The organism is Alkalibacterium indicireducens (assembly GCF_039522005.1).
Classification (GTDB): Bacteria; Bacillota; Bacilli; order Lactobacillales; family Carnobacteriaceae_A; genus Alkalibacterium; species Alkalibacterium indicireducens.
Genome location: NZ_BAAADA010000002.1, coordinates 19185 through 42524, shown reverse-complemented (window position 1 = coordinate 42524; position 23340 = coordinate 19185). Strand labels below are relative to the sequence as shown.

Annotated in this window: 22 protein-coding genes and 1 tRNA gene; 3 read left to right on the top strand and 20 right to left on the bottom strand. The window is 45.0% G+C overall.

The features are described from left to right. Positions 1 to 583 precede the first annotated feature (583 nt). From ABFX15_RS00355 to ABFX15_RS00330, 6 genes are all read right to left on the bottom strand, one after another. A complete protein-coding gene (locus ABFX15_RS00355) occupies positions 584 to 1762 on the bottom strand; it encodes a M20 family metallopeptidase (RefSeq protein ID WP_346023582.1) in 1179 nt (392 codons plus the stop codon). A gap of 65 nt (positions 1763 to 1827) precedes the next feature. Further along, positions 1828 to 2220: a Rid family detoxifying hydrolase gene (locus ABFX15_RS00350; RefSeq protein WP_346023580.1), complete on the bottom strand. Its 393-nt coding sequence runs from the start codon at positions 2218 to 2220 to the stop codon at positions 1828 to 1830. 48 nt (positions 2221 to 2268) lie between these two features. Next, entirely contained in the window at positions 2269 to 5334 is a 3066-nt protein-coding gene (locus ABFX15_RS00345; protein WP_346023579.1) for an AAA family ATPase, read from the bottom strand. Further along, entirely contained in the window at positions 5335 to 6468 is a 1134-nt protein-coding gene (locus tag ABFX15_RS00340) for an exonuclease SbcCD subunit D (RefSeq protein WP_346023578.1), read from the bottom strand. Positions 6469 to 6685: 217 nt separating this feature from the next. Further along, positions 6686 to 6769: transfer RNA gene (locus ABFX15_RS00335), tRNA-Leu, on the bottom strand. 512 nt (positions 6770 to 7281) lie between these two features. Further along, a complete protein-coding gene (locus tag ABFX15_RS00330; RefSeq protein ID WP_346023577.1) occupies positions 7282 to 8301 on the bottom strand; it encodes a Gfo/Idh/MocA family oxidoreductase in 1020 nt (339 codons plus the stop codon). Between the two features lie 192 nt (positions 8302 to 8493). Between ABFX15_RS00330 and ABFX15_RS00325 the strand changes: the two genes are divergently transcribed. Continuing rightward, positions 8494 to 9348 carry a MurR/RpiR family transcriptional regulator gene (locus tag ABFX15_RS00325; protein WP_346023576.1) on the top strand — a complete coding sequence of 285 codons (855 nt, stop codon included), beginning with the start codon at positions 8494 to 8496 and terminating at the stop codon, positions 9346 to 9348. A 1062-nt stretch (positions 9349 to 10410) separates the two neighbouring features. Here ABFX15_RS00325 and ABFX15_RS00320 read toward each other — a convergent pair. From ABFX15_RS00320 to ABFX15_RS00300, 5 genes are all read right to left on the bottom strand, one after another. Continuing rightward, a complete protein-coding gene (locus ABFX15_RS00320) occupies positions 10411 to 11118 on the bottom strand; it encodes an LrgB family protein (RefSeq protein ID WP_346023575.1) in 708 nt (235 codons plus the stop codon). Position 11119: 1 nt separating this feature from the next. Continuing rightward, positions 11120 to 11509, bottom strand: coding sequence for a CidA/LrgA family protein (locus ABFX15_RS00315; protein WP_346023574.1), 390 nt, complete (start codon positions 11507 to 11509; stop codon positions 11120 to 11122). Between the two features lie 152 nt (positions 11510 to 11661). After that, positions 11662 to 12264 (bottom strand): TlpA family protein disulfide reductase, encoded by a 603-nt coding sequence (locus ABFX15_RS00310; protein WP_346023573.1) that lies wholly within the window; start codon positions 12262 to 12264, stop codon positions 11662 to 11664. Between the two features lie 26 nt (positions 12265 to 12290). After that, on the bottom strand, positions 12291 to 13004 hold the full coding sequence (locus ABFX15_RS00305) for a cytochrome c biogenesis CcdA family protein (protein ID WP_346023572.1): 714 nt from the start codon (positions 13002 to 13004) through the stop codon (positions 12291 to 12293). Positions 13005 to 13012: 8 nt separating this feature from the next. Then, on the bottom strand, positions 13013 to 13651 hold the full coding sequence (locus ABFX15_RS00300) for a hypothetical protein (RefSeq protein ID WP_346023571.1): 639 nt from the start codon (positions 13649 to 13651) through the stop codon (positions 13013 to 13015). Positions 13652 to 13909: 258 nt separating this feature from the next. Here ABFX15_RS00300 and ABFX15_RS00295 point away from each other — a divergent pair, with 258 nt between their 5' ends. Both ABFX15_RS00295 and ABFX15_RS00290 read left to right on the top strand, forming a co-directional pair. Then, positions 13910 to 14551, top strand: a complete 642-nt coding sequence (locus ABFX15_RS00295) for a deoxynucleoside kinase (RefSeq protein ID WP_346023585.1) — start codon at positions 13910 to 13912, stop codon at positions 14549 to 14551. Positions 14552 to 14691: 140 nt separating this feature from the next. Next, entirely contained in the window at positions 14692 to 15204 is a 513-nt protein-coding gene (locus ABFX15_RS00290) for a methylated-DNA--[protein]-cysteine S-methyltransferase (protein ID WP_346023570.1), read from the top strand. A gap of 19 nt (positions 15205 to 15223) precedes the next feature. On the opposite strand, the gene ABFX15_RS00285 is transcribed toward ABFX15_RS00290, so the two are convergent. The 9 genes from ABFX15_RS00285 to ABFX15_RS00245 all read right to left on the bottom strand — a co-directional run bounded on the left by ABFX15_RS00285 (position 15224) and on the right by ABFX15_RS00245 (position 23309). After that, on the bottom strand, positions 15224 to 15961 hold the full coding sequence (locus ABFX15_RS00285) for an NAD-dependent epimerase/dehydratase family protein (RefSeq protein ID WP_346023569.1): 738 nt from the start codon (positions 15959 to 15961) through the stop codon (positions 15224 to 15226). Between the two features lie 16 nt (positions 15962 to 15977). Beyond that, positions 15978 to 17357, bottom strand: coding sequence for a Glu/Leu/Phe/Val family dehydrogenase (locus tag ABFX15_RS00280; RefSeq protein WP_346023568.1), 1380 nt, complete (start codon positions 17355 to 17357; stop codon positions 15978 to 15980). Between the two features lie 194 nt (positions 17358 to 17551). Then, entirely contained in the window at positions 17552 to 18256 is a 705-nt protein-coding gene (locus ABFX15_RS00275) for a DUF1129 domain-containing protein (protein ID WP_346023567.1), read from the bottom strand. Positions 18257 to 18277: 21 nt separating this feature from the next. Then, on the bottom strand, positions 18278 to 19378 hold the full coding sequence (gene ychF, locus ABFX15_RS00270) for a redox-regulated ATPase YchF (RefSeq protein WP_346023566.1): 1101 nt from the start codon (positions 19376 to 19378) through the stop codon (positions 18278 to 18280). Between the two features lie 47 nt (positions 19379 to 19425). Continuing rightward, positions 19426 to 19611: a DUF951 domain-containing protein gene (locus ABFX15_RS00265; RefSeq protein ID WP_091267780.1), complete on the bottom strand. Its 186-nt coding sequence runs from the start codon at positions 19609 to 19611 to the stop codon at positions 19426 to 19428. 46 nt (positions 19612 to 19657) lie between these two features. Then, the gene (locus ABFX15_RS00260; RefSeq protein WP_346023564.1) at positions 19658 to 20539 is read right to left on the bottom strand and encodes a ParB/RepB/Spo0J family partition protein; all 882 of its coding nucleotides are present in this window, start codon (positions 20537 to 20539) and stop codon (positions 19658 to 19660) included. Beyond that, positions 20532 to 21293, bottom strand: coding sequence for a ParA family protein (locus tag ABFX15_RS00255; protein WP_346023563.1), 762 nt, complete (start codon positions 21291 to 21293; stop codon positions 20532 to 20534). The genes ABFX15_RS00260 and ABFX15_RS00255 overlap by 8 nt, the downstream gene beginning before the upstream one ends. A gap of 27 nt (positions 21294 to 21320) precedes the next feature. Beyond that, on the bottom strand, positions 21321 to 22040 hold the full coding sequence (gene rsmG, locus ABFX15_RS00250; RefSeq protein ID WP_346023562.1) for a 16S rRNA (guanine(527)-N(7))-methyltransferase RsmG: 720 nt from the start codon (positions 22038 to 22040) through the stop codon (positions 21321 to 21323). Between the two features lie 243 nt (positions 22041 to 22283). Continuing rightward, positions 22284 to 23309, bottom strand: a complete 1026-nt coding sequence (locus ABFX15_RS00245) for an ABC transporter permease (RefSeq protein ID WP_346023561.1) — start codon at positions 23307 to 23309, stop codon at positions 22284 to 22286. Between the last annotated feature and the right edge of the window lie 31 nt (positions 23310 to 23340).

Here is a 23340-nt window from a genome sequence, read left to right as displayed (position 1 = left end):
TCCGATTCCTCTGTCTGCATGAAACCTGTGCAGACAAGAATGGAGTTCGTAGGAAGCCCCCACTTCAAAATCCGGAGGATTTAAGTGGTGGGTAGTTCACACGTCGAAAAGCAGCAGAATAAGTTGGATCATCCACGCTTATTCGTCATGCCTTTTAGACTGGAATGAGATCGCATTATGATTCGGCACAAATTCTGGACTTCTGTACGTCGCTTTATCAAGTCTTTTATTTACATGTGTCTAAGCGCCTCTCATTCTGTCTGAAAACCAGAGTGGGAGGTTTTTTGCATGCGTCATTGATCGATAACAAGGCAGATTTAAAATCAGAAAAGCTTCACGTGCAGTTCAGCCTCGAAAAGAAAATAGGAAATTCGCCCCGAATGAGCATGATGAGCAATGGGTGAATTTATCTTTTTCTCGAGAGGCTGGCACGTTAAGCTAGACAATAACTTAAATTTATACTTTCCTACACAAACAAAAAAAGACCGACCAATGTCTCGACTTTTATCATCATCCCATATTCAGTTTTGATTTCTGAACATGGGATGTAGGGGCAGTCTTAAGCATTGGTCGGTCCTGCAATTTAGTCTACGTTTGCTTCAAATTCATCCTTCACGCGCTGCAGCATGTCAGAGTCTGTAATGAGTGCCAGAGCGGTATGTGTCAGTCCCGCAATGGTCTTTTCCATTCCCTGATACGCTTCTTCAGTCAGCGTGCAGTCTCGAAATTCGGTCGTGTGTGCTGAAACGGATTTGCCATTAGTGATTTCAAAATATGGATTGATCGCAGGAACAACCTGACTGACATTCCCCATATCCATTGACCCCATAGAATCCCGTTCTTCAGTAATCATTTGAATGCCTAGGTCTGCCATCTTTTCATTGTACAAGGAAGACAGCGTCTCATTTGTGATCATATTTTTGTAGGCTGCTTCATAGTGACCCCATTCCATTCGGCAGTCCGCAGCTAGTGCCCCGGCTTCTGCACAGCGAATGACTTTTTCACGCAGTTCATTCAAGTAAGGCATATCCATTGCTCTAACGTAAAACTCGGCTCTCGTGTAGTCCGGAATCACGTTCGCTGCCTCTCCGCCTTCTTTGATGACACCATGAACGCGTGCGCTCGGGTGAATCTGCTGGCGGAGTGAACTGACATTATTGAAGAAGTTGATGCAGGCATCAAGGGCATTTTTTCCCTCGAAAGGTGAGGCAGCTGCATGAGCGGTCTGTCCATAGAATCTGAACTCAATGGCTTCCATGGCCATGGACGTGCCACTGGCCTGATAACTGTCAGATGGGTGAGTACAGAATGCAACATCTACATCGTCAAAGGTTCCCGCATCTGCCATGGTCACTTTATCTCCGTTCGTTTCCTCTGCCGGGGTCCCCAGGACAACCACTGTCCCACCTACCTCATCAACCAGTTTGGACAAGACTAGTCCCGCCCCAGTATCGGTCGCCCCGAGCAGATTATGCCCACAACCATGTCCGATACCAGGAAGGGCATCATATTCAGACAAGTAGGCAAGGGTTGGTCCTTCTTTTTCTCCTTTATAAATCGCTCTGAAGGCTGTACCGATTCCCAGATAAGGGTATTCAACATCAAACCCATGTTCTTCAAGCAGTTCCACATGGGCCTTTGATGACAGAAACTCTTCGTGACCCAGTTCAGGATTAGCATAGATATACTCGCTCAGCTCCTGAAGTTCCGGTCTCAACTCTTTAATGATTGAATCAATTTTTTCATTGTATTGCTCACTCATCGGTTTCATCCTCTACTGTTCGTCTTTTTCAGACTAATATACTTAATATCTCTAGTAATCACAAATCAACTTTTTCCTGCAATAACGTCGATTTCAACTAATGCGCCAGCTGGAAGGGCTGCTACTTCATAAGCAACGCGTGCTGGGAAAGGCTCTTTGAAAAATTCTGCGTATACCTCGTTCATGTCCTGGAAGTTGGAAATATCGCTTAGAAGAACAGTGACTTTCAGGACATCAGAAAGCGTCAGGTTTTCTTCTGCCAGGATATACTCAATGTTTTTCAATGATTGTCTTGTCTGTTCCTTGGCTGTTTCAGCTGTGATTTTTCCTGCTTCCGCATCGATCGGCAGCTGACCCGAAACGTACACGGTATTTCCGAATACGACCGCCTGTGAGTATGGTCCGATTGCTGCTGGTGCCTTTTTAGAGTTTAAAATGTGTTTGTCTAATGTTGTCATGAGTAAGTCTCCTTTTAGTTGGTTTAATATGATAGATCTAAACTTTTACTATACTGTCTGGACACTGACCTGGCTTCCGGCAGTCGTCCGTTCGACAATAATATGAGAAGGGATTCGGGTTTTCAGTTCATCCACGTGAGAAATGATTCCCACTAGTCTGCCGCGTTCCTGCAAATCGAGCAATGTTTCGATGGCTTTGTCCAGAGAATCGGAATCCAGCGTCCCGAATCCTTCATCAATAAAGAGGGTGTCGACACTGACCCCGCCGCTCTGACTTTGGATCACGTCGCTGAGTCCCAGAGCCAGTGCAAGAGAGGCTTTAAACGATTCCCCACCGGAAAGCGTGTTGACCCCTCTCACTTTGCCTGTTTCGTAGTCGAACACGTCCATATCCAGCCCTTTGGGTTTATTTCCTTTGGCCGCATCCATCTTTCTCTGCAGCTCATAGCGGTTATTGGTCATTTCGCTAAAGCGTTCGTTGGCAGCGATCAGAATTTCGTCGAAGTAAATCCCGAGGACATACCGTTCGAATGAGATCCGGTCCGTTTCATTACTTGTACCGCCTGCCATCATGGCCAGCTCACTATAGATCCGGTAGTCTTTTTCCAGTTCATCGCTCTTGCCCTGATGAATGGTAATCGTTTCGACCGCCCGCTGATTCTGATTTACTGTTTTGACCAGGTCATCTCGGCTTTCTTCCAGCTCCGGCAACCTTTCAATAATTGACTTGCACTGATCACGGTATGCCTCAACCGGCAGAAGCTTGTCTTCCTTATCTAGATGCGCCTGGACTTCTTTCATTTGAACAGTCAGGCTGTGTCTAGCTTTCTCATAATCATTGATCGCTCGCTGCATCTTGTCAGCTGTCTCGTGTTCCAGAACGAGGGACTCGAAGCTATCGTCCAGCTTACTTTCTTGAAGTCTATGTTCAAAGTGGGCCCTTGCTTCTGAATGTTTGTCAGTCAGCTTATTGATGCTTTCCTCGGTCAGTTTGATTGCCTGCTTATTAGCCGACTGTTTACTGCTTAAGTCCTGGACAAGGGACTGATTATCTGAAGCCGCCTGCTCAGTTTTTCTGATCAGCGCTTCTTTTTCTGCTATAGCCTCTTTGACTTGTTTCTCGGAGTCATAGGACACAGATGCTTTCAGTTCGCTGCATAACTCACTCAGCTCACCAATCCGCCTAGTCATATGCTGTTCGTCTGACGTCAGCTGAACGCGTACTTCTGACAGATCACGTTCTTCTTTTTGAAGAGCCTCCAGTTTTTCAGTCAGCTTGCCTTCTGCTTCCACCCGCTTTTGTTTCTGCTTCAGGTCTTGTTCCAGCTTATTCAGTTCGTCTGTCAGTTCACGACAGCTTTTCTTCGTCTGTCCAAACGCTTCATCCGCGTCCGTATGTTCAATGCCCAGTTCCTTGCACCGCTTACCGACGGCTTCAGAGAGCTGCTGCAGATGAACACCGATCCGATTATAGTGGGCTTCGGCTTCAGCTTTAACTTTCTCCAGACGGTCGACGTCGTCTTTGGATACTGAATCAACTGCTGCGTGAGCTTTTTTAGGGTGATCCGTTCCACCACAGACCGGACAAGGTTCGTTTTGTTCAAGATCTCCTGCCAGAACTACGGCGATATTGCTGTAATACGCTGCCTTTGCTTCATCCAGACTTTCTGTTGCCTGCTTGAGGTCCTTATTAGCTTTTGAAAAGACCTGCTTAACTTCAGCGCCTTCTTTTCTCAAATCGCACAGTTCCTTCAGTTTTTCAAGTCTCTGCATGGCTTCTGATTTTTTATCTTTCAGCTTACCGATTCGATCATAGCTATCTGAAAAGCTGTTTTTGATGTGTTGAAGCTCCTTCAGCTCATCTTGCTGCGACTGGACAGCCTGCTTGACTGCTTCCATCTTTTCTTTAATAGAGGCCTGTCTTAAGCGGTTTTCTTTCAGCTGTTTTTCTGCCTGACTGATTGCTTCTTCTGTCTTCTCCACTTCGGTCATGCGTTCCAGCTCTTTTTTCAGTGTCTGAATCGCTTCTCTGACACGATCCAGCTTACCCAGTTCGTCTTGAATCAGGGCCTTCTGTTTTTCCGCTTCAGCAAGAGAATCAGTCAAACTCTTCTGCTTTTCAGACAAGTCGTTCCGTTTTATCTGTTCGTCTTTTAACTCCTGGGCCAGATCCTGTTCTGTCTTTTTAGCCTCGACAAGTTTTCGTGCTTCATCGTTTTTAGCCAGCTGTTCCTTGTAATCCGCCACTACTTTTTCAGTCGCATCCAGCTCGATTTTTTCTTTATCAAGAGCTGTCTTCTTCTCAAGGTATTCAATCAGTCGCTCAGTAGCTGTCTTCTCTTCCTGAAGGCTTCCGATTGTCTCTTTAAGTTCAGTGAGGTGTTTCGAATCTGTATCAATGAGTTTAGCTGTCTCTTCCAGAACAGCTGGAATGTCGAACTGGTCAATGGCTTTTTCAAGAGTCTGATTTTCTTTGGTTTCGATCGACTGAAAAGCCAGACTGACTGCCTGAGCATAGCCGTCCCGTTCTTGTTTCAGCTCTTTAGCCTGTTCTTTGAGTTTCTCCTGAAAGGCTTCAAACTGATCCGTCTGGAAAATATTACGGAAAATCTTTTCCTTGTCCGCACTGTTCGAGTCAAGCATACGCCGGAAATCTCCCTGCGGCAGCATGACGATTTGTCTGAACTGGTCATGAGTCAGCCCCAGAAGCGCCTCGATTTCTTTGTTGGCTTCATTGATTTTAGTGGTGACCTGATCTCCATTGTGAAACGCCACGCTGGCTGGGATTTGCTTGGTTTTTGTCCGCGTTCCTGGTCCGGTCTGATTTGGCTCCCGTCTGACGGAATACTGCTTCTGCCCCAGCTCAAACTCCAGCTCTACGTAACAGAGGTCCGTGTCTTTCGCATGATCGGATTTATATGTATCTTTTTCACGGCCATCTTTTGACGGCTTGTCAAACAGGGCATAGGCAATCGCATCGAAAATCGTCGTTTTCCCTGCCCCCGTCGGTCCGCTGACCAGAAAGAGAGCAGACTGATTGAACGCCGTAAAATCAATCTCGACTTCGCCTTTGTAGGGTCCAAAGGCGCTCATTTTGAGTTTTAATGGACGCATCTACTCTCCACCTCTCTGAACGTCTTCCCAGACGCCATTGACTACTTGTTTTCGCTCGTCATCCAGCGGTTCGTCCTTGAAATTCTCGTAAAAATCACTGAAGAGTTCCAGGACATCCTTCTTGTCGGCCAGCTGATGGGTACGTGTCGTTTCTTTGGACTGCCTGTCTTTTTTGGATAAATATTCAAGCCCCATCGCATAAGGGTAGCGTCGTCTCAGCTGATGCATCGCATCCATGACATAGCCTTTATCTTCCAGCTCGAAGAAAATGTAATCTTCTGACTCATCCTGCATCAACTCGTCAAAGAAGCCTCTGATCACACGCAGGTCCCGTTTAGGATTAGTAGGAATGGTCTGCACATCGATCATGTCTTTATCCAGATCGACCAGCAGGTGCTGTTTCTTATGTCTGGCTTCTGATTTAGAATACTTCACAGGTGAGCCACTGTACCGTACCCGGTCTGATTTGACCTTCTGAGCTTTATGCAAATGGCCAAGTGCAACGTAGTCGAAGGCATCGAACAAATTGACATCAACATATTCTGCTGTCCCAATGCTTAACGGACGTTCGGAATCGGAATCTTCCACCGACTCTTTTCCCCCGTTCACTACATATCCGTGGGCAATTAGAATATTCAGCTCATCCGGGTTCATCTTCTCTTTAATCGATTCGATCTGAACGCGTGTCGCATCCTGAAGATCCTTGATCTCATCATTACCCAGCAGTTTTCGAACGGCGACATGATCCGCAAACGGCAGGAGGTAGAAATTGGCCCCCTTGACTGTGACTTTACGGATGTCTGTTTTGAGTGTGCCTTCGATAAAGAGCTCACTGGTCGAAAGCAGTTCCGCACCGTATTCCAGCCGTTCATTGCTGTCATGATTCCCCGCAATAGCCAGGACCGGTATCCCCGCTTCGCGAATCAGGCGGGTAAAAATTTCCGTAGCCAGAATAACTGCCTCTTTAGGAGGAATCGCCCGGTCATATAAGTCTCCTGCCATAATCAGGACATCGACATCCAGTTCCTTGACCTCATCGACCAGTCGGTGCAGGACCTCTGCCTGATCTTCAAGCATCGAAAACTCATTGACGATTTTTCCTATGTGCCAGTCCGCAGTATGTAAAATTCTCATGTCTTACCTCTCCTTCTTTCCGTACGTTTCACGTCTTATCTTTGACTTGTATTTTATCAGAAAACTGGCACAGACTAAATAGGACAGTCCGGCAGTCCGTTCTAAATATGTCTGCTGACAATGGATTTCCAATAAAATTGAAACAAAAAAAAAGCGCGCACCTTCTATCCTTGAGGGTACCCGTCAGTCTTTCTGAAAATCCAGTCGTATCAAATTATGGCCAGGAAGGGAGTTGAACCCTCACGAGCGTTACGCTCACCAGATTCTGAGTCTGGCGTGTCTACCATTCCACCACCTAGCCGGAACATTCATTAGTATAGCACATCGCTCAGATTCTGTTAATACTTTTTTCATACCGGGAATAAATTTTTATACAAGCTGACCCCTCTCAATACGAGCTCCTTTGAGAGCTGATTCGGGGAAGGTTTATTTACAGCTGTATGTTATTTAGGACGGCTCAGAGAAGGAAAAGAACTTCGGCTGATGAACAAGCTGACACATTGGATGACAGATAAAAGTTATCAGACAAATTCCGACTTCATAGTCGCTGTGTATAATGGCCCGCTCACTCTTCCAACAGCCCAACGTAATGAAGTCTGGGGGGAAGAGTGACCGGGAAATATTCATTGGAGGATTTGTCTTCTATACAAAAAACAGCTGGTTGTATTATTGCTTCTCATTTGTATAGTACTTAGTATCACTTATTATCTCTATCCTTCTTCTCCACTACCCACTATTTATTTCTTATTTTATCTTCGCTGGTTCGTACTTTCTGTATCAGAATCATAAGAACTGAGAAAACTTCCTTTCAGACTACTTTTTCATCTGTCTGATGCCTTCTTCAAGAATCTCAATCTGACGAATGGTTTCATGATCCTTAACCAGCTTCTCTTTTCCATTTACAAGTGTTTCGTAGAGCGCTTCGTAGAAATAGCTGTAGCTCCCTTTTTCCGAGACGACTTTTTCCTCATGATACTGGCCATCTCCAGACATATAATATAGCGTGCCGTAATGTTCCGGCAGATCCAGGCCAAAATCCTCGTTTGTCGGCATATAAAACAGCTTCAGATGTTCTTCCTGACGGTCTTTTGATTCCTTGATGAATGTTCCTTTTGTGCCATAGACCACGAAACTTGGGCGTTCTTTCAGACGGAAGTAGCTCGACTTGACGGATACTTTAAGGTTGTCGTCATAAAAGAAATCCAGGTCGAAATAATCGTTCATTCGTCCTTCTCCCAGAAGCTGACGGACATCATATTGAATATCCTGAGGATTTCCAAAGTAAGACAGAACCTGATCGACGGTATGGCAGGCATGGGTATACAGGAAACTTTCCATGGGATCGAAGTGGTCAGTCTGCTCAGGCACTTCAGGACGGAAATAATCGAAATGCATCTCCACTTCCAGAACATCTCCAATTTTTCCGCTTTCGATTACTTTCTGGACAGTCAGAAAATCCGAGTCGAAACGGCGGTTCTGATAGCATTGGATAAACAAGCCATTCTCTTCTGCCAGAGCAAACAGCTCCTTAGCCTGGTCAGATGTTTCGGTAAAAGGTTTCTCGACCAGTACGTTCTTCCCGTTTTCCAGCCCCTCTTTAGCCAGAGGGTAATGGGTATGCGGCGGAGTCGACAGAACCACTAGGTCGATATCCGGATCATTCCAGATCTCTTCACTCTCCTTAACGTAAGTCACCCCTTCGACAGCGTCCCAGTCAGGCCTATCCCCTCTCGAGAGAATTTTCTTTATCTTAATCGTGTCGACCAGACTTGAAAAAGGGATATGATAGCGGTTCGCACTCTTCCCGTTTCCGATGTAGGCAATAGTTAACATATGCTTCCTCCTAATGTGTTGTCATCTCACTTACTATTTAATCACGTTGGCTTCCTTCTGTAAATTGACTTAGTTAAATGGGCAGTTTTTTCAGAAAAGTCTGTTAGAATTGGTTGTTTACTGAAATAAATTACCCAAAAACTGGTTAGATTGCTGTCTTTTATGTACACTTAGTTTTAGGAGGTGGATCGCATGTCATTATTAACAGATCTGAAACACGACGAACAGTTCAATGCATCGGAAAAAGCAGTCGCTCGGTACATAATTACCAACAAGGAGGATGTTTTGAATTTATCGATCCAGGCTCTTTCGGAACTGACTTATACCTCACCTTCAACTGTGGTCAGACTCTGCCGGAAAATCGGTCTGAGAGGCTTCAAGGATTTCAAAATCAAGTGGTCTGCTGAGCTGCAGAAGGAATACAATGCCATATCGAATGTGGACCCTGATTTTCCTTTTACCGATGACGATTCATACGGAGAGATTCAGAAGAAAATCCTCGAGCTGTTCACTGACTCTCTTAATCAGACGAGTCAGCTACTCTCACCTGATAAACTTGAACAGGCTGTGGAACTTCTGCTTCAAGCTGATAAAATCGGGGTATTTGCTTACGGCGATACCTATCTGCCTGCCTTGAATTTCCAGAATAAGCTGATGAAAATCAACCGTTCTGTTCACATGGCCGCTTTGCCTGGAGAAAACCGCCACCTCGCAACAAATTTCAAGCAAGGTGACTGCGCCATCGTGATTTCCTATAGTGGAGAAAGTAAGAATAACTATTACATCACCCAACTGCTCAAGCAGAACGGAGCGACGATTATTGTGATAACGGGTAGTCCGTCTTCACATATCGCATCACTCGGGGACTTGATTCTTCCAGTGGCTGAAAGCGAAAGCCAGTCAGTCAAGCTCTCGACTTTCTCGTCACAGACAGCGATTGATTATGTGCTGAACACCTTGTACGGCTGTCTGTTCGTGTCAAATTACGACAAGAACCAGTCCAAGCGCATCTCATCCGAGACCCTGTTTCTGGATGAGCGGTTTTAATTTTGCTGTAATTTACTAATTGATTCTTATCAGGAGCATATCTAGATCACTTGAACGGATCACAACTGCTCAGGAACGAATGGTCGTGAAGACGAGAAAAAGTGACCACTTGAAAGAGTCGGAATAAATCAAAAGCAGTTGAGCGGATAATTAAATCTAGCGCTCAACTGCTCTTTTTCAATGATGAAGCTTCCGACAGTCGTCGGAAGCCGCCGAATGACCGGTTACTGACTAACCCTTTTGCTCCGCCGCGTAGTAAGATATCACTCAGTTAGCGGATCAAACGGAAAGTTGATTTGTCTTGAATATCTCTTGACCACCAACTGAGTTGGACGCTCACGGAGTCTTTCCGACCACTCGGCTGTCCTTCAACACCTGAGTTGGACGCTCACGGAATCTTTCTGACCACTCGGCTGTCCTTCGACACCTAAGTTGGGCGCTCACAGAGTCTTTCCGACCACTCGACTGTCCTTCGACAACTGAGTTGGGCGCTCTCGGAGTCTTTCTGCCCACTCGGCTGTCCCTCAACACCTGAGTTGGACGCTCACAGGATCTTTCGGCCCACTCGACTGTCCCTCGACACCTGAGTTGGACGCTCACGGAGTCTTTCTGACCACTCGACTGTCCTTCAACAACTGAGTTGGGCGCTCACGGAATCTTTCTGACCACTCGACTGTTCTTCAACACCTGAGTTGGACGCTCACGGAATCTTTCTGACCACTCGACTGTTCTTCAACACCTGAGTTGGACGCTCACGGAATCTTTCTGACCACTCGACTATCCTTCAACACCTGAGTTGGGCGCTCACGGAATCTTTCCGACCACTCGACTGTCCTTAAACACCTGAGTTGGACGCTCACGGAGTCTTTCCGACCACTCGACTGTCCTTCGACAACTGAGTTGGGCGCTCACGGAATCTTTCTGACCACTCGACTGTCCCTCAACACCTGAGTTGGACGCTCACGGAATCTTTCATCCCACTCATTTATTTCAATCTTCTCGAGCTAGTACTAGTATTGCGTGACTTCTGATTATCCATGCTGCCTTTGTACTCTTCAAAGACTAAAACAAAACGCCCACAAATCCCATAACGAATGGGGCCAAAATAACCACGACGATACCAGTCAAGACGATGGACAGTCCAGACATAGCGGCCTGCACATCGCCTAATTCGATAGCTTTAGCCGTACCCATCGCATGCGAGCCTGATCCCAGAGCTACTCCTTGAGCAACCGGGTCGTTTATCTTCAATAAGGCGAAGATCGGAGGGCCGACAACCGTTCCGAGCACTCCTGTGAATACGACGATGGCTACTGTTAACGAAACGATGCCGCCAAGTGATTCAGACACACCCAATGCAATCGGCGTTGTGATTGATTTCGGAAACAGGGTCGCCACCAGTTCTTGATTGAACTGAAACAGGATACTGACAATAACCAAGATAGCCGTGTGAAACAATACACCAAGAGCGATTCCGGATAAAATTGCTGTGTAGTAGGTCTTCAAATAGATAAAGTTCTTTTCTAGCTTAATAGCCAATGCGACGGTAGCCGGTGTGATCCACAAATTAATGAATTGACCGCCTTCATTGTATTGCTCATAAGGAATTCCAGTCACAAGCAAGAGAATAATGATGCAGGTGATGGAAAAAATCAGCGGATTAAATAATGGGTTTCCAGGCCATCTTCTATGAAATATCGTCCCTAGAAGGAAAAAGAAAAAGGTCAGAAATAATCCAAAAAACGGGTTGGTCGATAAAATATCCATCATATCAAATCAGCTCCTTATTGAATCCGGCTTGCTGTTCAGTTTTCTCATCTTTTCTCCGCTTAAGCCACTGAACGACTAGTGCTACAAATGCAATCATCAGCGTTGTCGTGATAAAAATTGTTACCAGGAGCTGCCACCAGATGTCCCCTAGTATACCGAAATTCGTCATCAGTCCAACTCCTGCAGGCACGAAAAAAATCGCCATATTGTCAGTCACCCAGTTGCCGACTTCTTCAACTTGTTTCAACTTGATCCATTTGAAATGAAGCGCAATAAATAACAGGACCATTCCAATCACGCTTCCAGGAATAGCCACTGGGCTAACTAACGACAAAAATTCTCCTATAAATGAAAATAAAAAAATCCAGAAAAGCTGTTTTAACTGTCTCACCTATACTCCTCCTCAAGCTTCTTCTGCTTTATTTTATAGCAAAACCCCTACTTTGAAAAGGAATGACAACACATTTGTTCAACATTTAACATATTGGACATACTTATATCTGAAATATTCAGGCCACCCTTACCTTACGCGATAAATAGCTGCTAATCGATCAAATCGAACCTCGCTTGAAGGATGTCTTCAGTTACAGGTCCCACGACTCTTTCATAGACAGTCCCGTCTGTGCCGATAAAGTAGGAAGTCGGAAGTGATTCGACCATATACAGATTAACGACGTCTTCCACACCATATAAGTTTGGAAACGTCAGTTCCAGCTCATCAATAAATGCTGACGCGTTGGCCGGGTTACTTTCAGAAGAGACGACATTGACACCAAGCACTACTACATCATCGTTTTCCTCATGGAAATTCTGAAGGTGGGGCATTTCTACACGGCACGGCGGACACCAGCTGGCCCAGAAATTCAGAAAAACTTTCTGTCCTCTAAAATCTGACAACTGTACGGTATTGCCGTCCATATCCTCTAACTGAAAATCATAGGCCGTGTTGCCGGACCTGAGACCATACTTTTCTCCAGAAGTCGATGTCACATCAATCGAATCACTATCCAGTTCTTCCAGACTGTATTGAACCTGAATGCCTGCCTGTTCTCTTACCTGCTGTTCCTGATTCAGTCCTGAGACAAAATCATAGACGACAAACATCAGAACTAATCCCAATACTGCCCATATTACTTTTTTTAACATGTTTACTCTCCTCGCTTGTGTTCGTATTATCCTAAAAGTTCAAACGGTGTCCCTTGAAGCCATTGTGCCAGCATTTCTGAGAGGGATTCAAGAGCACCAGTGAAGAGCAGGATACCCATTCCAATCATAAGTATGCCACCTATTTTCATCAGCTGACGACTGTGTTTCATTATCCGATCCATCTTTCCAATAAAAATAGAAACGAGTAGAAACGGCAATATGAAACCTACAATGTATAGGGTCAGATAGATCGCCGGTGGAGAGCCAGTTGAGATTCCGATAAGAAGGATCGAAGAAAAAATCGGTCCGATACAAGGCGTCCATCCAGCCGCAAATCCAAGTCCGATCAGAAAACTGGAGACATAGCTAGTTGATCTGTTTCCCTTCATTTTTCGTGTATCTTTAAGCAGGGCCGGGATATGAAGCCATTCAGCTGTCGCCAGCCCCATAACAATGACTAGAAGTCCAGCAATTCTCTGTAAAAAGACACTTGTTGAACCGGTCATCAATTTTGTAAACACTTCTCCAAGATAAGTGATACTCAAGCCTAAACTGACATAGACCGTCGATACACCGACTAAAAAAAACAATGAGTGGACGATTACGCTTTTCTTGAATGCCTTGGACTTATTCTCTTTGACTTCTTTTACACTCTTGCCTGTAATGTAAGATAAATAGAGCGGAAGCAGTGGGAGTGTACATGGTGAGAGGAACGACAAGGCTCCTGCGGCCAGTGCCATCAGAGCAGTTATTTCTGTTGCGATAGGCTTTTCCTCCTTTGGTACATAATTAGTCCTGTAGTGACTAGAAACACGGTCAATAAATGAACGGGTGAGAATGCAAAATTAAAGTAGATAATTGTACGGCCTCCAATAAGAATGACATGTATCAGGCCGAACAATATGAAATAGACTAACGCCCGTTTTTTTTGTTTAATGGTTTTGAATGAGAGCAGAAGGAGCGTCAAAGCAAACAGACCTACAAACCTTAAAGTGTAAGTCGATGAATACATGAAGTAGACATATAAGTGATTGACCAAACCAATACTACTGAGTAAAAGTGCAGCACTTTTAGTTTTCTCCGGCTGATCCCATAAAGAGGTCCCATACTTGATCCCTTCATATGCGCCTAATCCTAAAGTGGCCAGCCAAACGACACTTGAAGAAAATAGCAATACCCTATACGGTACTTCTAATATTTCCCTGAAATGAATCATAATATTGATTCCGAACAGCAGAATGACAAAGTAGAATATGATATCAATAAATATTGACAAGATTTTTTTCTTTTCATCACGACTGTTGTCTGTTAATCCGAACCATAGACCTATCCCTAAAAGCAGAGTCACTAATGGACTGAACATGGGGTTTGCTGTTAATGTAGACACAAATAAGCTCCTTTGACATTTTTATATACCCCTAGGGGTTATCACTTTAACAGCTTACACACTTTTTATTTTCTAGTCAACCTCTTATGCATGAATGATACCGATTTGACCATACTGAATGGTGTATATCAAATCTTTCACACCTTTATCACAATTTTTCAGGTATTTTATTTCTAATTTCCAGAGTGGATGTCGGGGCCGTACTTCTGTGGTATGATAGAAAAGATGAAAATAAAGGATGTGTTGGAAGGAGCCACAATGTCTGTGATTGTTTTAGCAGGGATGATTGGAGCTGGAAAAAGTACATATACCACTCTAATCTCAGAAGAATTAGATAGTACGGCGTTTTATGAGCAGGTAAAAGATAATGCGATTCTGGAGAAGTTTTATGACAACCCGAAAAGATGGGCATTTTCTTTGCAGATTTTCTTTCTGAATACACGTTTCAGAAGCATCAAGCAGGCTCTGGTGCATCGCCATAATGTACTGGACCGTTCGATCTATGAAGATGCCTTATTTACTCGCATCAACTTCGAACAAGGGAATATGAGTGAAGCGGAAATGTCTTTATACACTGATTTACTTGATAACATGATGGAAGAAATTGACGGCATGCCGAAAAAAGGTCCGGATCTGCTAATTTATCTTAGGGGATCACTGGATACACATCTGGAGCGCATCCAGAAGCGTGGGCGTCCGTTTGAACAGGTCGAAGGGAATCCAGAACTGCTCGATTACTACAAGAAGCTTCATAGCCGATACGACGACTGGTTTGCCTCATATGACAAGAGCCCTACTCTAGTAATTGATATCGATGAAATCAATCTCGAGCTGCCAGGTCATCAGGAACTGGTCATGAAAAAAATAAAGGACGCCCTGAAAGAAACGCAGGAAGTCTAAATAAGTAAATAAAGCACACAAAGTCATCAAACGGTTAGTCTGATTAATCTTCCATTGGTTGAATAATTATTCAAATCGCCTGATGGCTTTTCTTATATCGATACCCCTGAAATCAAGAAACAGAAAGGATTAAGATTCCAATGTCCAAAACATTTTATAGCTTATTCTCATTCGAGGATTGGCAGTTCTATATCGCTTCAACTGATGAAGCCTTGTGTTTTGTCGGCTCCATGCCTGCTTCAGAGGAAGAATGTCTGAGCTGGCTGGCTGTTCATTACCCAGACCATTCTATTGAAAAAAATGAAGCTGAACTACGGCCATACGCCGAAGCCTTCCAGTCTTATTTGTCAGGCCAGTCACGGTCCATCGATGTACCGGTTGTTCAAAATGGAACGGATTATCAGAAGAAAATATGGCGAAGTCTGGCTACTATTCCATACGGAGAGACGATCACTTATGGTCAGCTGGCTGAAAAAAATGGGCTCTCACCCAAAGCTGCCCGATCTGTCGGGACAGCAATTGGTAAGAACCCGCTACTTATTGTTTATCCTTGTCATCGTGTTGTGCCGAAGTCTTCAGCTCCAAGAAAATTCAGAGGTGGCTTAGACATGAAAACCCAGTTGTTGAAGCTGGAACAGGAGCATAGGCCTTAATTAACGCAGGACTTTGATCCTATTGAAAATCAAAGCCATTATCCACTGGCGCATACCTTGTTTTCTCTTTCGTATCGGTCAAGTCCATAAATTTAAAGGTATTGTCAGACAAGCCATGCACAATTATGAAGGGCTTATCTAAAGTCGCTTCTGCACACTTTTGTATCAGCTGATTCAGATCGCGTTTGCTGACGTATGTGCTGCGTTCACGCATGTCCGGCTCCTCGCCGTTTTCCTTCATGACTTCCAGTGACCGGTAACCGCCAATACGGATCGCAACGACTTCCATGTCAGTTTCATACCCATAGTAATGGCCGATCGCTTCACCGAATGCTTTACTTGCCCCGTACAGATCCGGCGGCCGGACCGGGCTAGTCGTTTTGACCTGCTCATCAGCAGCATAGCCTTTTACGGCATGAATACTGCTGGCAAAGATCAGCCGACTGACTCCCTGTTCGCTCGCGGCCTGCATCATATTATAGGTGCCGTCGATATTGACCCCTTTCAGTTCATCATACTTGGCGAATGGCGACGGATTTCCGGCAAGATGAATCACCGTGTCCATTCCTCCGCAAAGTTGGCGACAATCGGACAGGTCTGTCACATCAAATGTCACTAGACGACACCCTCTATCTTTCCATTCAGCAATGGTGGTACAGTCCTTGTCGGCAGCTGTCAGGTCGTACTGGTCTACTAAATCTTCAATCAGGCGGGAACCGATTCGACCGGCCGCACCAGTAAGCAGCAGCTTTTTCATCTGTCACCTCTCCAGTTTAACTGATTTTTCCGGAACGTTTCATCAAATCGATCACTCTTAAAAAGGCCAGTTTATAGCACAGGAAGCGCATAGTGACATCACTTTCTGATGAGAAGTAGGCATTATAGACACGGTAACTCACATTCTTCATACGGTCGCTCATGTCTTTAAGAATCGTTTCTTTAGATTTTGCATCATTTGTGAAGCCTTGAACCCACTCCAGATAGGATACGGTTACTCCTCCGGCATTGGCCAGAACGTCAGGAATGATGACTTTTCCTTTAGATTCCAGGTACTCATCTGCTTCTTTAGTAATCGGGCCATTTGCGCCTTCTACTAGGATAGCGGCTTTTATGTCGGCCTGGTTCTCAGACGTAATCTGGTCTTCAATTGCACCTAGAATCAGAACATCACAGTCAAGCGTCAATACCGCGTCAGGGTCCCTGACTTCTCCTTCTACTCCTAGCTCCTTGAGTTCTTCTGCATTCGGCAGACGATCATTCGTTTCTTTAAATGGAGCCAGTTTCTCTACATCCAGCCCAGTTTCATTGTAAATAGTCGCACGGCTGTCAGACACTGCTATAACCGTGTGTTTCATCTCACAGTTGGCTGCCTCAATGGCTGCAGCCCGACTCAAGTTTCCGAAGCCTTGGACAGCGACGATCACATTATCTTTTTCCCCAATGGCTTTGACCGTTTCCTTACGTTCAGTATGGTCTTCATTGACCGACAGACTTCCACTCAAAACTGCTTCGACTAAATAGTAGTAGCTCAGGAAAGTCCCTATTCCTGTCGATTCAGCGCGGCCTTTAGTCCCGCCATTGGCAATGCTTTTTCCGGTGAAAGTGTTGATGAACGGCTGGTTCGGATGCAGCACCTTGTACTCCTCCGTCATCCAGTCCATCGTCTCTTCCCCAGTTCCCACATCGGGAGCCGGAATATCTTTGTACGGGCCGATCTGATTCTGCAGCATGCGTACAAATGCTTTACTGACTTCTTTCAGCTCACGCTTGGAGTGTTCGCGTACATTGATATGCACGCCACCTTTTCCTCCACCATAAGGAAGATCATGCAGAGCATTCTTCAGTGTCATCAGCATAGCCAGTGTTTCTACTTCTGACTGGTGTACACCCGTACTGAAACGAATGCCTCCTTTGTAGTATCCGCAGGCATTGTTGTGCTGGACACGAAATGCCGGGTATGTACCGATCGATCCATCATCCTTGACGATTCTCAGGTCACTGGAAATCACTTTGTCAATGCCTTTTAGCAAGTCTCCCCCCATTTGCACCCAATGATCACGTTTGTCTCCCCATTGGCTCAGTGCTTTCTTGTCTTCTGCAATAACGTGATCCACTACTTCCTGAATCAGCTGTGTTGTCGTATTCTCAGTCATAAAAATCCCTCCGAAGAATTATATTAGAATAATTTAATCGTTGCTTTATCATTGTATCATAATTAAAAGTTATATGGCGAATGCCTAATCAGAAAATTTATATTATTTTACCACAAAAAACCGCCAGCTTCTCCAAAATACAGAGAAGTCCGGCGGTTCAATACACAACTTAAGCATCCCAGCAAGGATGCAGCTTAAATAAGTGTACCTTGAATATTCAGTTTTTTCTTCAGGTACCATTTTGCTGCGAAGGCTACTACCCCTATAACGAGTGTAATAGACCCCGGTATCATCGGATTCAACGCCTGAGGCAGCATGGCCGTTCCGAACGCCATCAGGATGATCCAGGTAAGCATGGTGATCGTCGTCGCCACGATGTACTTGATGAATCCACCTTTAACACCTGGTTGAGGGGCATACTTAGTGATGACCATAACAGCCAGTCCACCAAGAAGGAAGTTTAGAATCATTGTAATTAGTCCGAGTCCCGCTTCCTGATTCCCTACAAGATATGAAATCCCAGTAATGACGGCAAACATCCCACCTAATAGAAGGGCCCCGTCAAGGTAGATTTTCCATGATTCGGAACGTTCAATCGGACCAGTCATATCTGCATGGTCGCTTTCAGTCAAGTATCTCGCCTGGTCTGTAGCCGTACCGTAGAGTTTGCGAGCTGTCAGGTGATTTGCCTGTTGGGAGACAATATTTTTCAGCATGTCATTAAACACTAAAGTCTTGTTGTCTTCAGGAAAACCCGCATCGTCCAGCTTGCGGTTCAGCGTCATCATGTATTCTCTGTTTTTATTTGTTAACTGATCGAATAAGGCGTCGTTTTCTCTCTTTTTATCTTCAAGAGTCACTTCCGGTTCCTGTTCAACCGTATTTTTTTTCTTCGGCATGTGTTCTGTTTCCTCTCTTTCCTACACGTTAAAGCGGAACAAGATAACGTCTCCGTCCTGGACCACGTAGTCTTTTCCCTCTGCTCTCAGTTTTCCTGCTTCACGAGCAGCTTTTTCACTACCTAGTTCATTGTAATCTTCAAAGGCTATCGTTTCAGCACGAATGAACCCTCTTTCGAAATCGGTATGAATAACGCCGGCAGTCTGAGGTGCCTTCATTCCTTTTTTGAATGTCCATGCTCTAACTTCTTTTGGTCCAGCAGTAAAGAATGTAGCCAGTCCAAGCAGGTCATAAGATGAACGAATCAGCTTGTTCAGTCCAGGCTCAGTTACACCCAGATCGTCAAGGAACATAGCTTTTTCTTCATCATCCAGTTCAGCTATCTCTTCTTCGATCGCCGCTGAAATGGCAACAACTTCCGCGCCTTCTTCCTGAGCAATCTCGCGGACAGTCTGCAGGTACTGGTTGCTTTCCGGATCTGCAATTTCTTCTTCAGCTACGTTAGCTACATACAGGACCGGCTTGCTTGTCAGCAAGAACAGCGAGCGAAGGATCGGCAGTTCTTCTTTAGTAAAGTCCAGTACGCGGACTGGCTTTCCTTCTTCAAGAACGGGTTTGATTTTTTCAAGAACTGCCAGAAGTGCGACAGCGTCTGCATCTTTGGATTTAGCTTGTTTTCTGACACGTTCGATTCGTTTGTCGACGGCTTCCAGGTCGGCCAATGCCAGTTCCAGATTGATTGTTTCGATATCTTCTGCCGGATTGACGCATCCGGATACGTGAGTGATGTTGTCATCTTCAAAACAGCGGACAACATGACAGATCGCGTCCACTTCACGGATATTGGCCAGGAATTTATTCCCCAGACCTTCCCCTTTACTGGCTCCTTTGACGATACCGGCAATGTCAGTGAATTCGAATGTTGTCGGGACGACTTTCGCCGGGTTAACAAGTTCAGCCAGACGGTCAAGACGCTCGTCCGGTACTTCAACGATTCCGACGTTCGGGTCGATCGTTGCAAAAGGGTAGTTCGCAGCTTCTGCGCCTGCTTTAGTGATTGCGTTAAATAACGTAGACTTTCCTACGTTGGGTAATCCTACAATTCCTGCTGTTAAAGGCATGTATATGTTCACCTTTCTCTTTCTATAATGGTCTTTCGAGTTAAAATCTAGTCTTTCAGTACTTTTTTCATCTTGCGGTCGAATTCACGGCGGGGCATGAGAACCAAATGGCCGCAGCCGGTACATCTAATACGGATATCCGCTCCCAGACGAATAATTTCCCATCTATTGACCCCGCACGGGTGGGCCTTTTTCATTTCTACTTTGTCGTGCAGCTCGTATGTTTTATCCACTTGATTTCCTCCTGTCCTAGTAAATCCAGCCGGTCGGTTCAATAGTCTAATTTAAGTCGATATTCAGTTCTTCAAGAATGCGGTTCAAGTCATCTGGGGATACATATTCGATTTCGATCTTCCCTTTTTCGCCTTTTTCGCGAATGATGACACTTGTGCCGAACTTGTCCGTCAGTAATTCTTCAGACTTTCTGATGTAAACAGACTTGACGGGCGCATTGTCTTTATTGCCGTCCTTTTTCGGATTCTGATTAGCTTCTGCCACAAGGTGCTCCAGCTGCCTCACTGTCAGTTTTTCTTTCACCGCACGGCGTGCCAGCTTCTTGATCTTGGACTTATCTTTAAGCCCCAGTAGTGTTCTTGCCTGACCATTGGACAGTTTACCTTCCTGAACAAGCTTCTTCACTTCTTCCGGAAGGGACAGTAGACGCAGATGGTTAGCGATATACGATCTGCTTTTACCTAGTCGTTCAGCGACCATTTCCTGAGTCATGGACAGTTTATCCATCATCATGTTGTACGCTTCTGCTTCTTCAAGAGAGGTCAGATCTTCACGCTGCAGGTTTTCCAGAATCGCGACCTGCATCATGACTTCTTCATTCAGCTCTCTGACGATTGCAGGGACACTATCTTTTCCAGCCAGCTTCGATGCTCTAAAGCGCCGCTCTCCGGCAATGATCTCATAGCCTTTCACAGATGACTTGCGAAGGATGATCGGCTGAAGGACACCCGACACTTTGATTGATGCTGCCAGTTCATTCAGTGCGTCCTCGTCAAAATGACGTCTCGGCTGATAAGGGTTCGGACGGATCTCAGTCAACTCGATCATTTCCACACGTTCGTCATTGTTTCTGACTTCCTCTTCAAAATCAGGCACATCAAACAAGGCATCGATGCCGCGGCCTAAGCCTTTTTTCTTATTAGCCATTACCCAACACTTCCTTTGCTAGTTCCTGGTAGACTTCTGCCCCTTTTGACTTCAGGTCGTAATCGATAATGGACAGGCCGTAACTTGGTGCCTCGGATAATCGGATATTTCTTGGAATAATAGTCTGATAGACTTTTTCACGAAAATACTTCTTCACTTCATTGACGACTTCAAGGCCCAGATTGGTTCGGGCATCCAGCATCGTCAGCAATACGCCTTCTACTTTCAAATCTTTATTGAAGTGCTTCTGGACCAGACGGACCGTGTTGAGAAGCTGACTCAATCCCTCCAGAGCGTAATACTCACACTGAACAGGGATCAGAACAGAATCACTTGCTGTAAAGGCATTGATCGTCAGGTGCCCCAGAGAAGGCGGGCAGTCGATCAGAATATAGTCATACTGATCTTCAACCGTTTCTACTGCACGCTTCAGACGGGTTTCTCTCGCCATCAGACTCGTCAGTTCCACTTCTGCCCCGGCCAGCTGAATCGTTGCCGGGACCATGCTCAAATTCTCGCGACTTGATGACAGAATGACATCCTCAAGCGGTTCTTCGTTGATCAGAACATCGTAAATGTCTTTGTTGACTTCACCTTTACGGACACCCAGGCCACTGGTTGCGTTGCCCTGTGCGTCCATGTCGATCAGAAGCACTTTCTTGCCGGCATAGGCAAGTGAGGCGCCTAGGTTGACAGTTGTCGTTGTCTTGCCCACTCCGCCTTTTTGGTTTGCGACAGCTATAATCTGTGCCATACTACTCCTCCATACTTTCTGTTGTCATTAAACCAGCGGACTCTTGTTCGGAGTGCCGGGTTTTCTCGGGTATTTATTAGGTGTTTCCTTTGTCTTGTCGATCAGGATGATATGACGTTCCCCGGCCTCTTCAGGCAGTTCAAAGGAGATATCATCTCTCACTTTCCCGCCCAGCAGACCGATCGCTTTGCGTCCTTCATCCAGTTCTTCCGGTGCATGAGCGGCCTTCATGGCAATAAAGGTTCCGCCTTTTTTAGCAAGCGGCAGACACAATTCTGACAGGACACTCATACGCGCTACTGCGCGGGCCGTCACAAAATCAAAAGAGGCTCTGAACTGTTTATTCTGACCGAATGTTTCTGCCCGGTCGTGGTACAAATAAACATCTTCCAGCCCCAGCTCGTTGACGACAGTTTCCAGAAAGCCGATTCGTTTCTTCAATGAATCGACAATGGTGATCTGCAGATTCGGGTAGATGATTTTAAGGGGGATACTAGGAAACCCAGCACCTGAGCCTACGTCGCATAGACTGTGGACCCCTTTGCTAAAATCTACATATAGTCCTGCCGTTAATGAATCATAAAAATGTTTTAAATAAACTTCTTCTTTTTTAGTTATAGCGGTTAGATTGATTTTTTCGTTCCATTCTTGTAATAGTTCCAAGTAACGCTCAAACTGACGCATTTTTTCTTCTGTTACCGGAATATCTCTTTCAATTAATTCAGACTGAAATTCTTCTGGAGTCATTGTTGAAAATCCTTTCTATGTTCAGTCGTGAAACAGTTTTTTGTTTCACAAAATCCCTCCCTTCACTTTATACCAAATCGGCTTTAAATACAATGGTAGGAAGCTATTTTTTCATTTAAAAAGACATCTATCCTGCAAGGGAAGATGTCTTTTTTTTTTATACATTTTTGAAATTCTTAGTTTTAAATAATTTTTATACAGACATTTAAAAGGAGTGACTTGATTTTGACCTCAACGGATACATCACACTTTTCTGTGCTGGCGTAAGATAAAAATGTTCAGCCCGACAAAGACTACTGAAAATCCCAGCAGGACTATTAATTGGATGTAGATGTGTTCAAGACCGTATCCTCTGACCATGACATTCCGTAAAGCATCTGTCGCGTAGTATAAAGGCGTTAATGGACCAATCCAGCTGACCCAGTCAGAAATCGTATCCAGATTGAAGAGACCTGAGAAGAATATTTGCGGAACAATGACGATCGGAATAAACTGAATCATCTGCAGCTCGTTGTGGGCAAATGAGGACAGCAGTATCCCGAGAGTGAGGGCCGAAAAGGACAGACACAGGGTGATTAGCAGTACATAGAAGAAGTTTCCTTCCATCATCATGCCCAGGACAAAAATGGAATACGCTGAAATGATCGTCGATTGAATGACGGTAAACAGACCAAATCCTATAACGTAACCCAACACGATTTCCCATTTCCTCAAAGGACTCGACAGTAACCGTTCCAGCGTTCCTCTCGTTCTCTCTCTCAAGAAAGATACCCCTGAGATCAGAAACACGAAGAAGAATATAAAGAACCCTAGAAGTACCGGGCCAAAGTAATCAAAATGCCGCATCTCTTCATGCCCGTGAATAAACGTTATTTCAAGCTGACTGTCGCTTTCACCAGATAATGGCGCAAATGCCTCCTGCATCCAGTTCAGTACAGCCGAATTGACGACCGGATCACTGCCTTCCACCGTGACATTAGGCTGATTTCCATCCAAAATAACGTACGCATCTAACTCCACTGTCTCCAGTTCATCATACGCCGCCTCTTCCTCTTCATAGGGTATTATATTTGCATCTGACACGTCTATTCTTTCAATCACTTCTGCAGGAAAATCCACCAGCCCTATACGAGGCGTGTATCCTTCGTCTCCAAAGACTAAATACAATAATGACAAGACCAGAATAGGTGCAAATATAAGCAGAGCCATCGTACGTTTATCCCGCTTGAACTGGCGTAGAATTCTTATAACCAATGCTTTAATTCTCATTTTGAACGCCTCCAAACACCAGAAAAGCAGC

What these genes read in the sequence shown, in the direction of transcription:
- ABFX15_RS00355 (WP_346023582.1), bottom strand. Translation starts at nt 1,762, where the DNA reads ATGAGTGAGCAATACAATGAAAAAATTGATTCAATCATTAAAGAGTTG.
- ABFX15_RS00275 (WP_346023567.1), bottom strand. Translation starts at nt 18,256, where the DNA reads ATGCCGAAGAAAAAAAATACGGTTGAACAGGAACCGGAAGTGACTCTT.
- ABFX15_RS00345 (WP_346023579.1), bottom strand. Translation starts at nt 5,334, where the DNA reads ATGCGTCCATTAAAACTCAAAATGAGCGCCTTTGGACCCTACAAAGGC.
- ABFX15_RS00340 (WP_346023578.1), bottom strand. Translation starts at nt 6,468, where the DNA reads ATGAGAATTTTACATACTGCGGACTGGCACATAGGAAAAATCGTCAAT.
- rsmG (WP_346023562.1), bottom strand. Translation starts at nt 22,040, where the DNA reads ATGACTCCAGAAGAATTTCAGTCTGAATTAATTGAAAGAGATATTCCG.
- ABFX15_RS00295 (WP_346023585.1), top strand. Translation starts at nt 13,910, where the DNA reads ATGTCTGTGATTGTTTTAGCAGGGATGATTGGAGCTGGAAAAAGTACA.
- ABFX15_RS00325 (WP_346023576.1), top strand. Translation starts at nt 8,494, where the DNA reads ATGTCATTATTAACAGATCTGAAACACGACGAACAGTTCAATGCATCG.
- ABFX15_RS00310 (WP_346023573.1), bottom strand. Translation starts at nt 12,264, where the DNA reads ATGTTAAAAAAAGTAATATGGGCAGTATTGGGATTAGTTCTGATGTTT.
- ABFX15_RS00245 (WP_346023561.1), bottom strand. Translation starts at nt 23,309, where the DNA reads ATGAGAATTAAAGCATTGGTTATAAGAATTCTACGCCAGTTCAAGCGG.
- ABFX15_RS00305 (WP_346023572.1), bottom strand. Translation starts at nt 13,004, where the DNA reads ATGGCACTGGCCGCAGGAGCCTTGTCGTTCCTCTCACCATGTACACTC.
- ABFX15_RS00285 (WP_346023569.1), bottom strand. Translation starts at nt 15,961, where the DNA reads ATGAAAAAGCTGCTGCTTACTGGTGCGGCCGGTCGAATCGGTTCCCGC.
- ychF (WP_346023566.1), bottom strand. Translation starts at nt 19,378, where the DNA reads ATGCCTTTAACAGCAGGAATTGTAGGATTACCCAACGTAGGAAAGTCT.
- ABFX15_RS00280 (WP_346023568.1), bottom strand. Translation starts at nt 17,357, where the DNA reads ATGACTGAGAATACGACAACACAGCTGATTCAGGAAGTAGTGGATCAC.
- ABFX15_RS00290 (WP_346023570.1), top strand. Translation starts at nt 14,692, where the DNA reads ATGTCCAAAACATTTTATAGCTTATTCTCATTCGAGGATTGGCAGTTC.
- ABFX15_RS00260 (WP_346023564.1), bottom strand. Translation starts at nt 20,539, where the DNA reads ATGGCTAATAAGAAAAAAGGCTTAGGCCGCGGCATCGATGCCTTGTTT.
- ABFX15_RS00255 (WP_346023563.1), bottom strand. Translation starts at nt 21,293, where the DNA reads ATGGCACAGATTATAGCTGTCGCAAACCAAAAAGGCGGAGTGGGCAAG.
- ABFX15_RS00330 (WP_346023577.1), bottom strand. Translation starts at nt 8,301, where the DNA reads ATGTTAACTATTGCCTACATCGGAAACGGGAAGAGTGCGAACCGCTAT.
- ABFX15_RS00350 (WP_346023580.1), bottom strand. Translation starts at nt 2,220, where the DNA reads ATGACAACATTAGACAAACACATTTTAAACTCTAAAAAGGCACCAGCA.
- ABFX15_RS00320 (WP_346023575.1), bottom strand. Translation starts at nt 11,118, where the DNA reads ATGATGGATATTTTATCGACCAACCCGTTTTTTGGATTATTTCTGACC.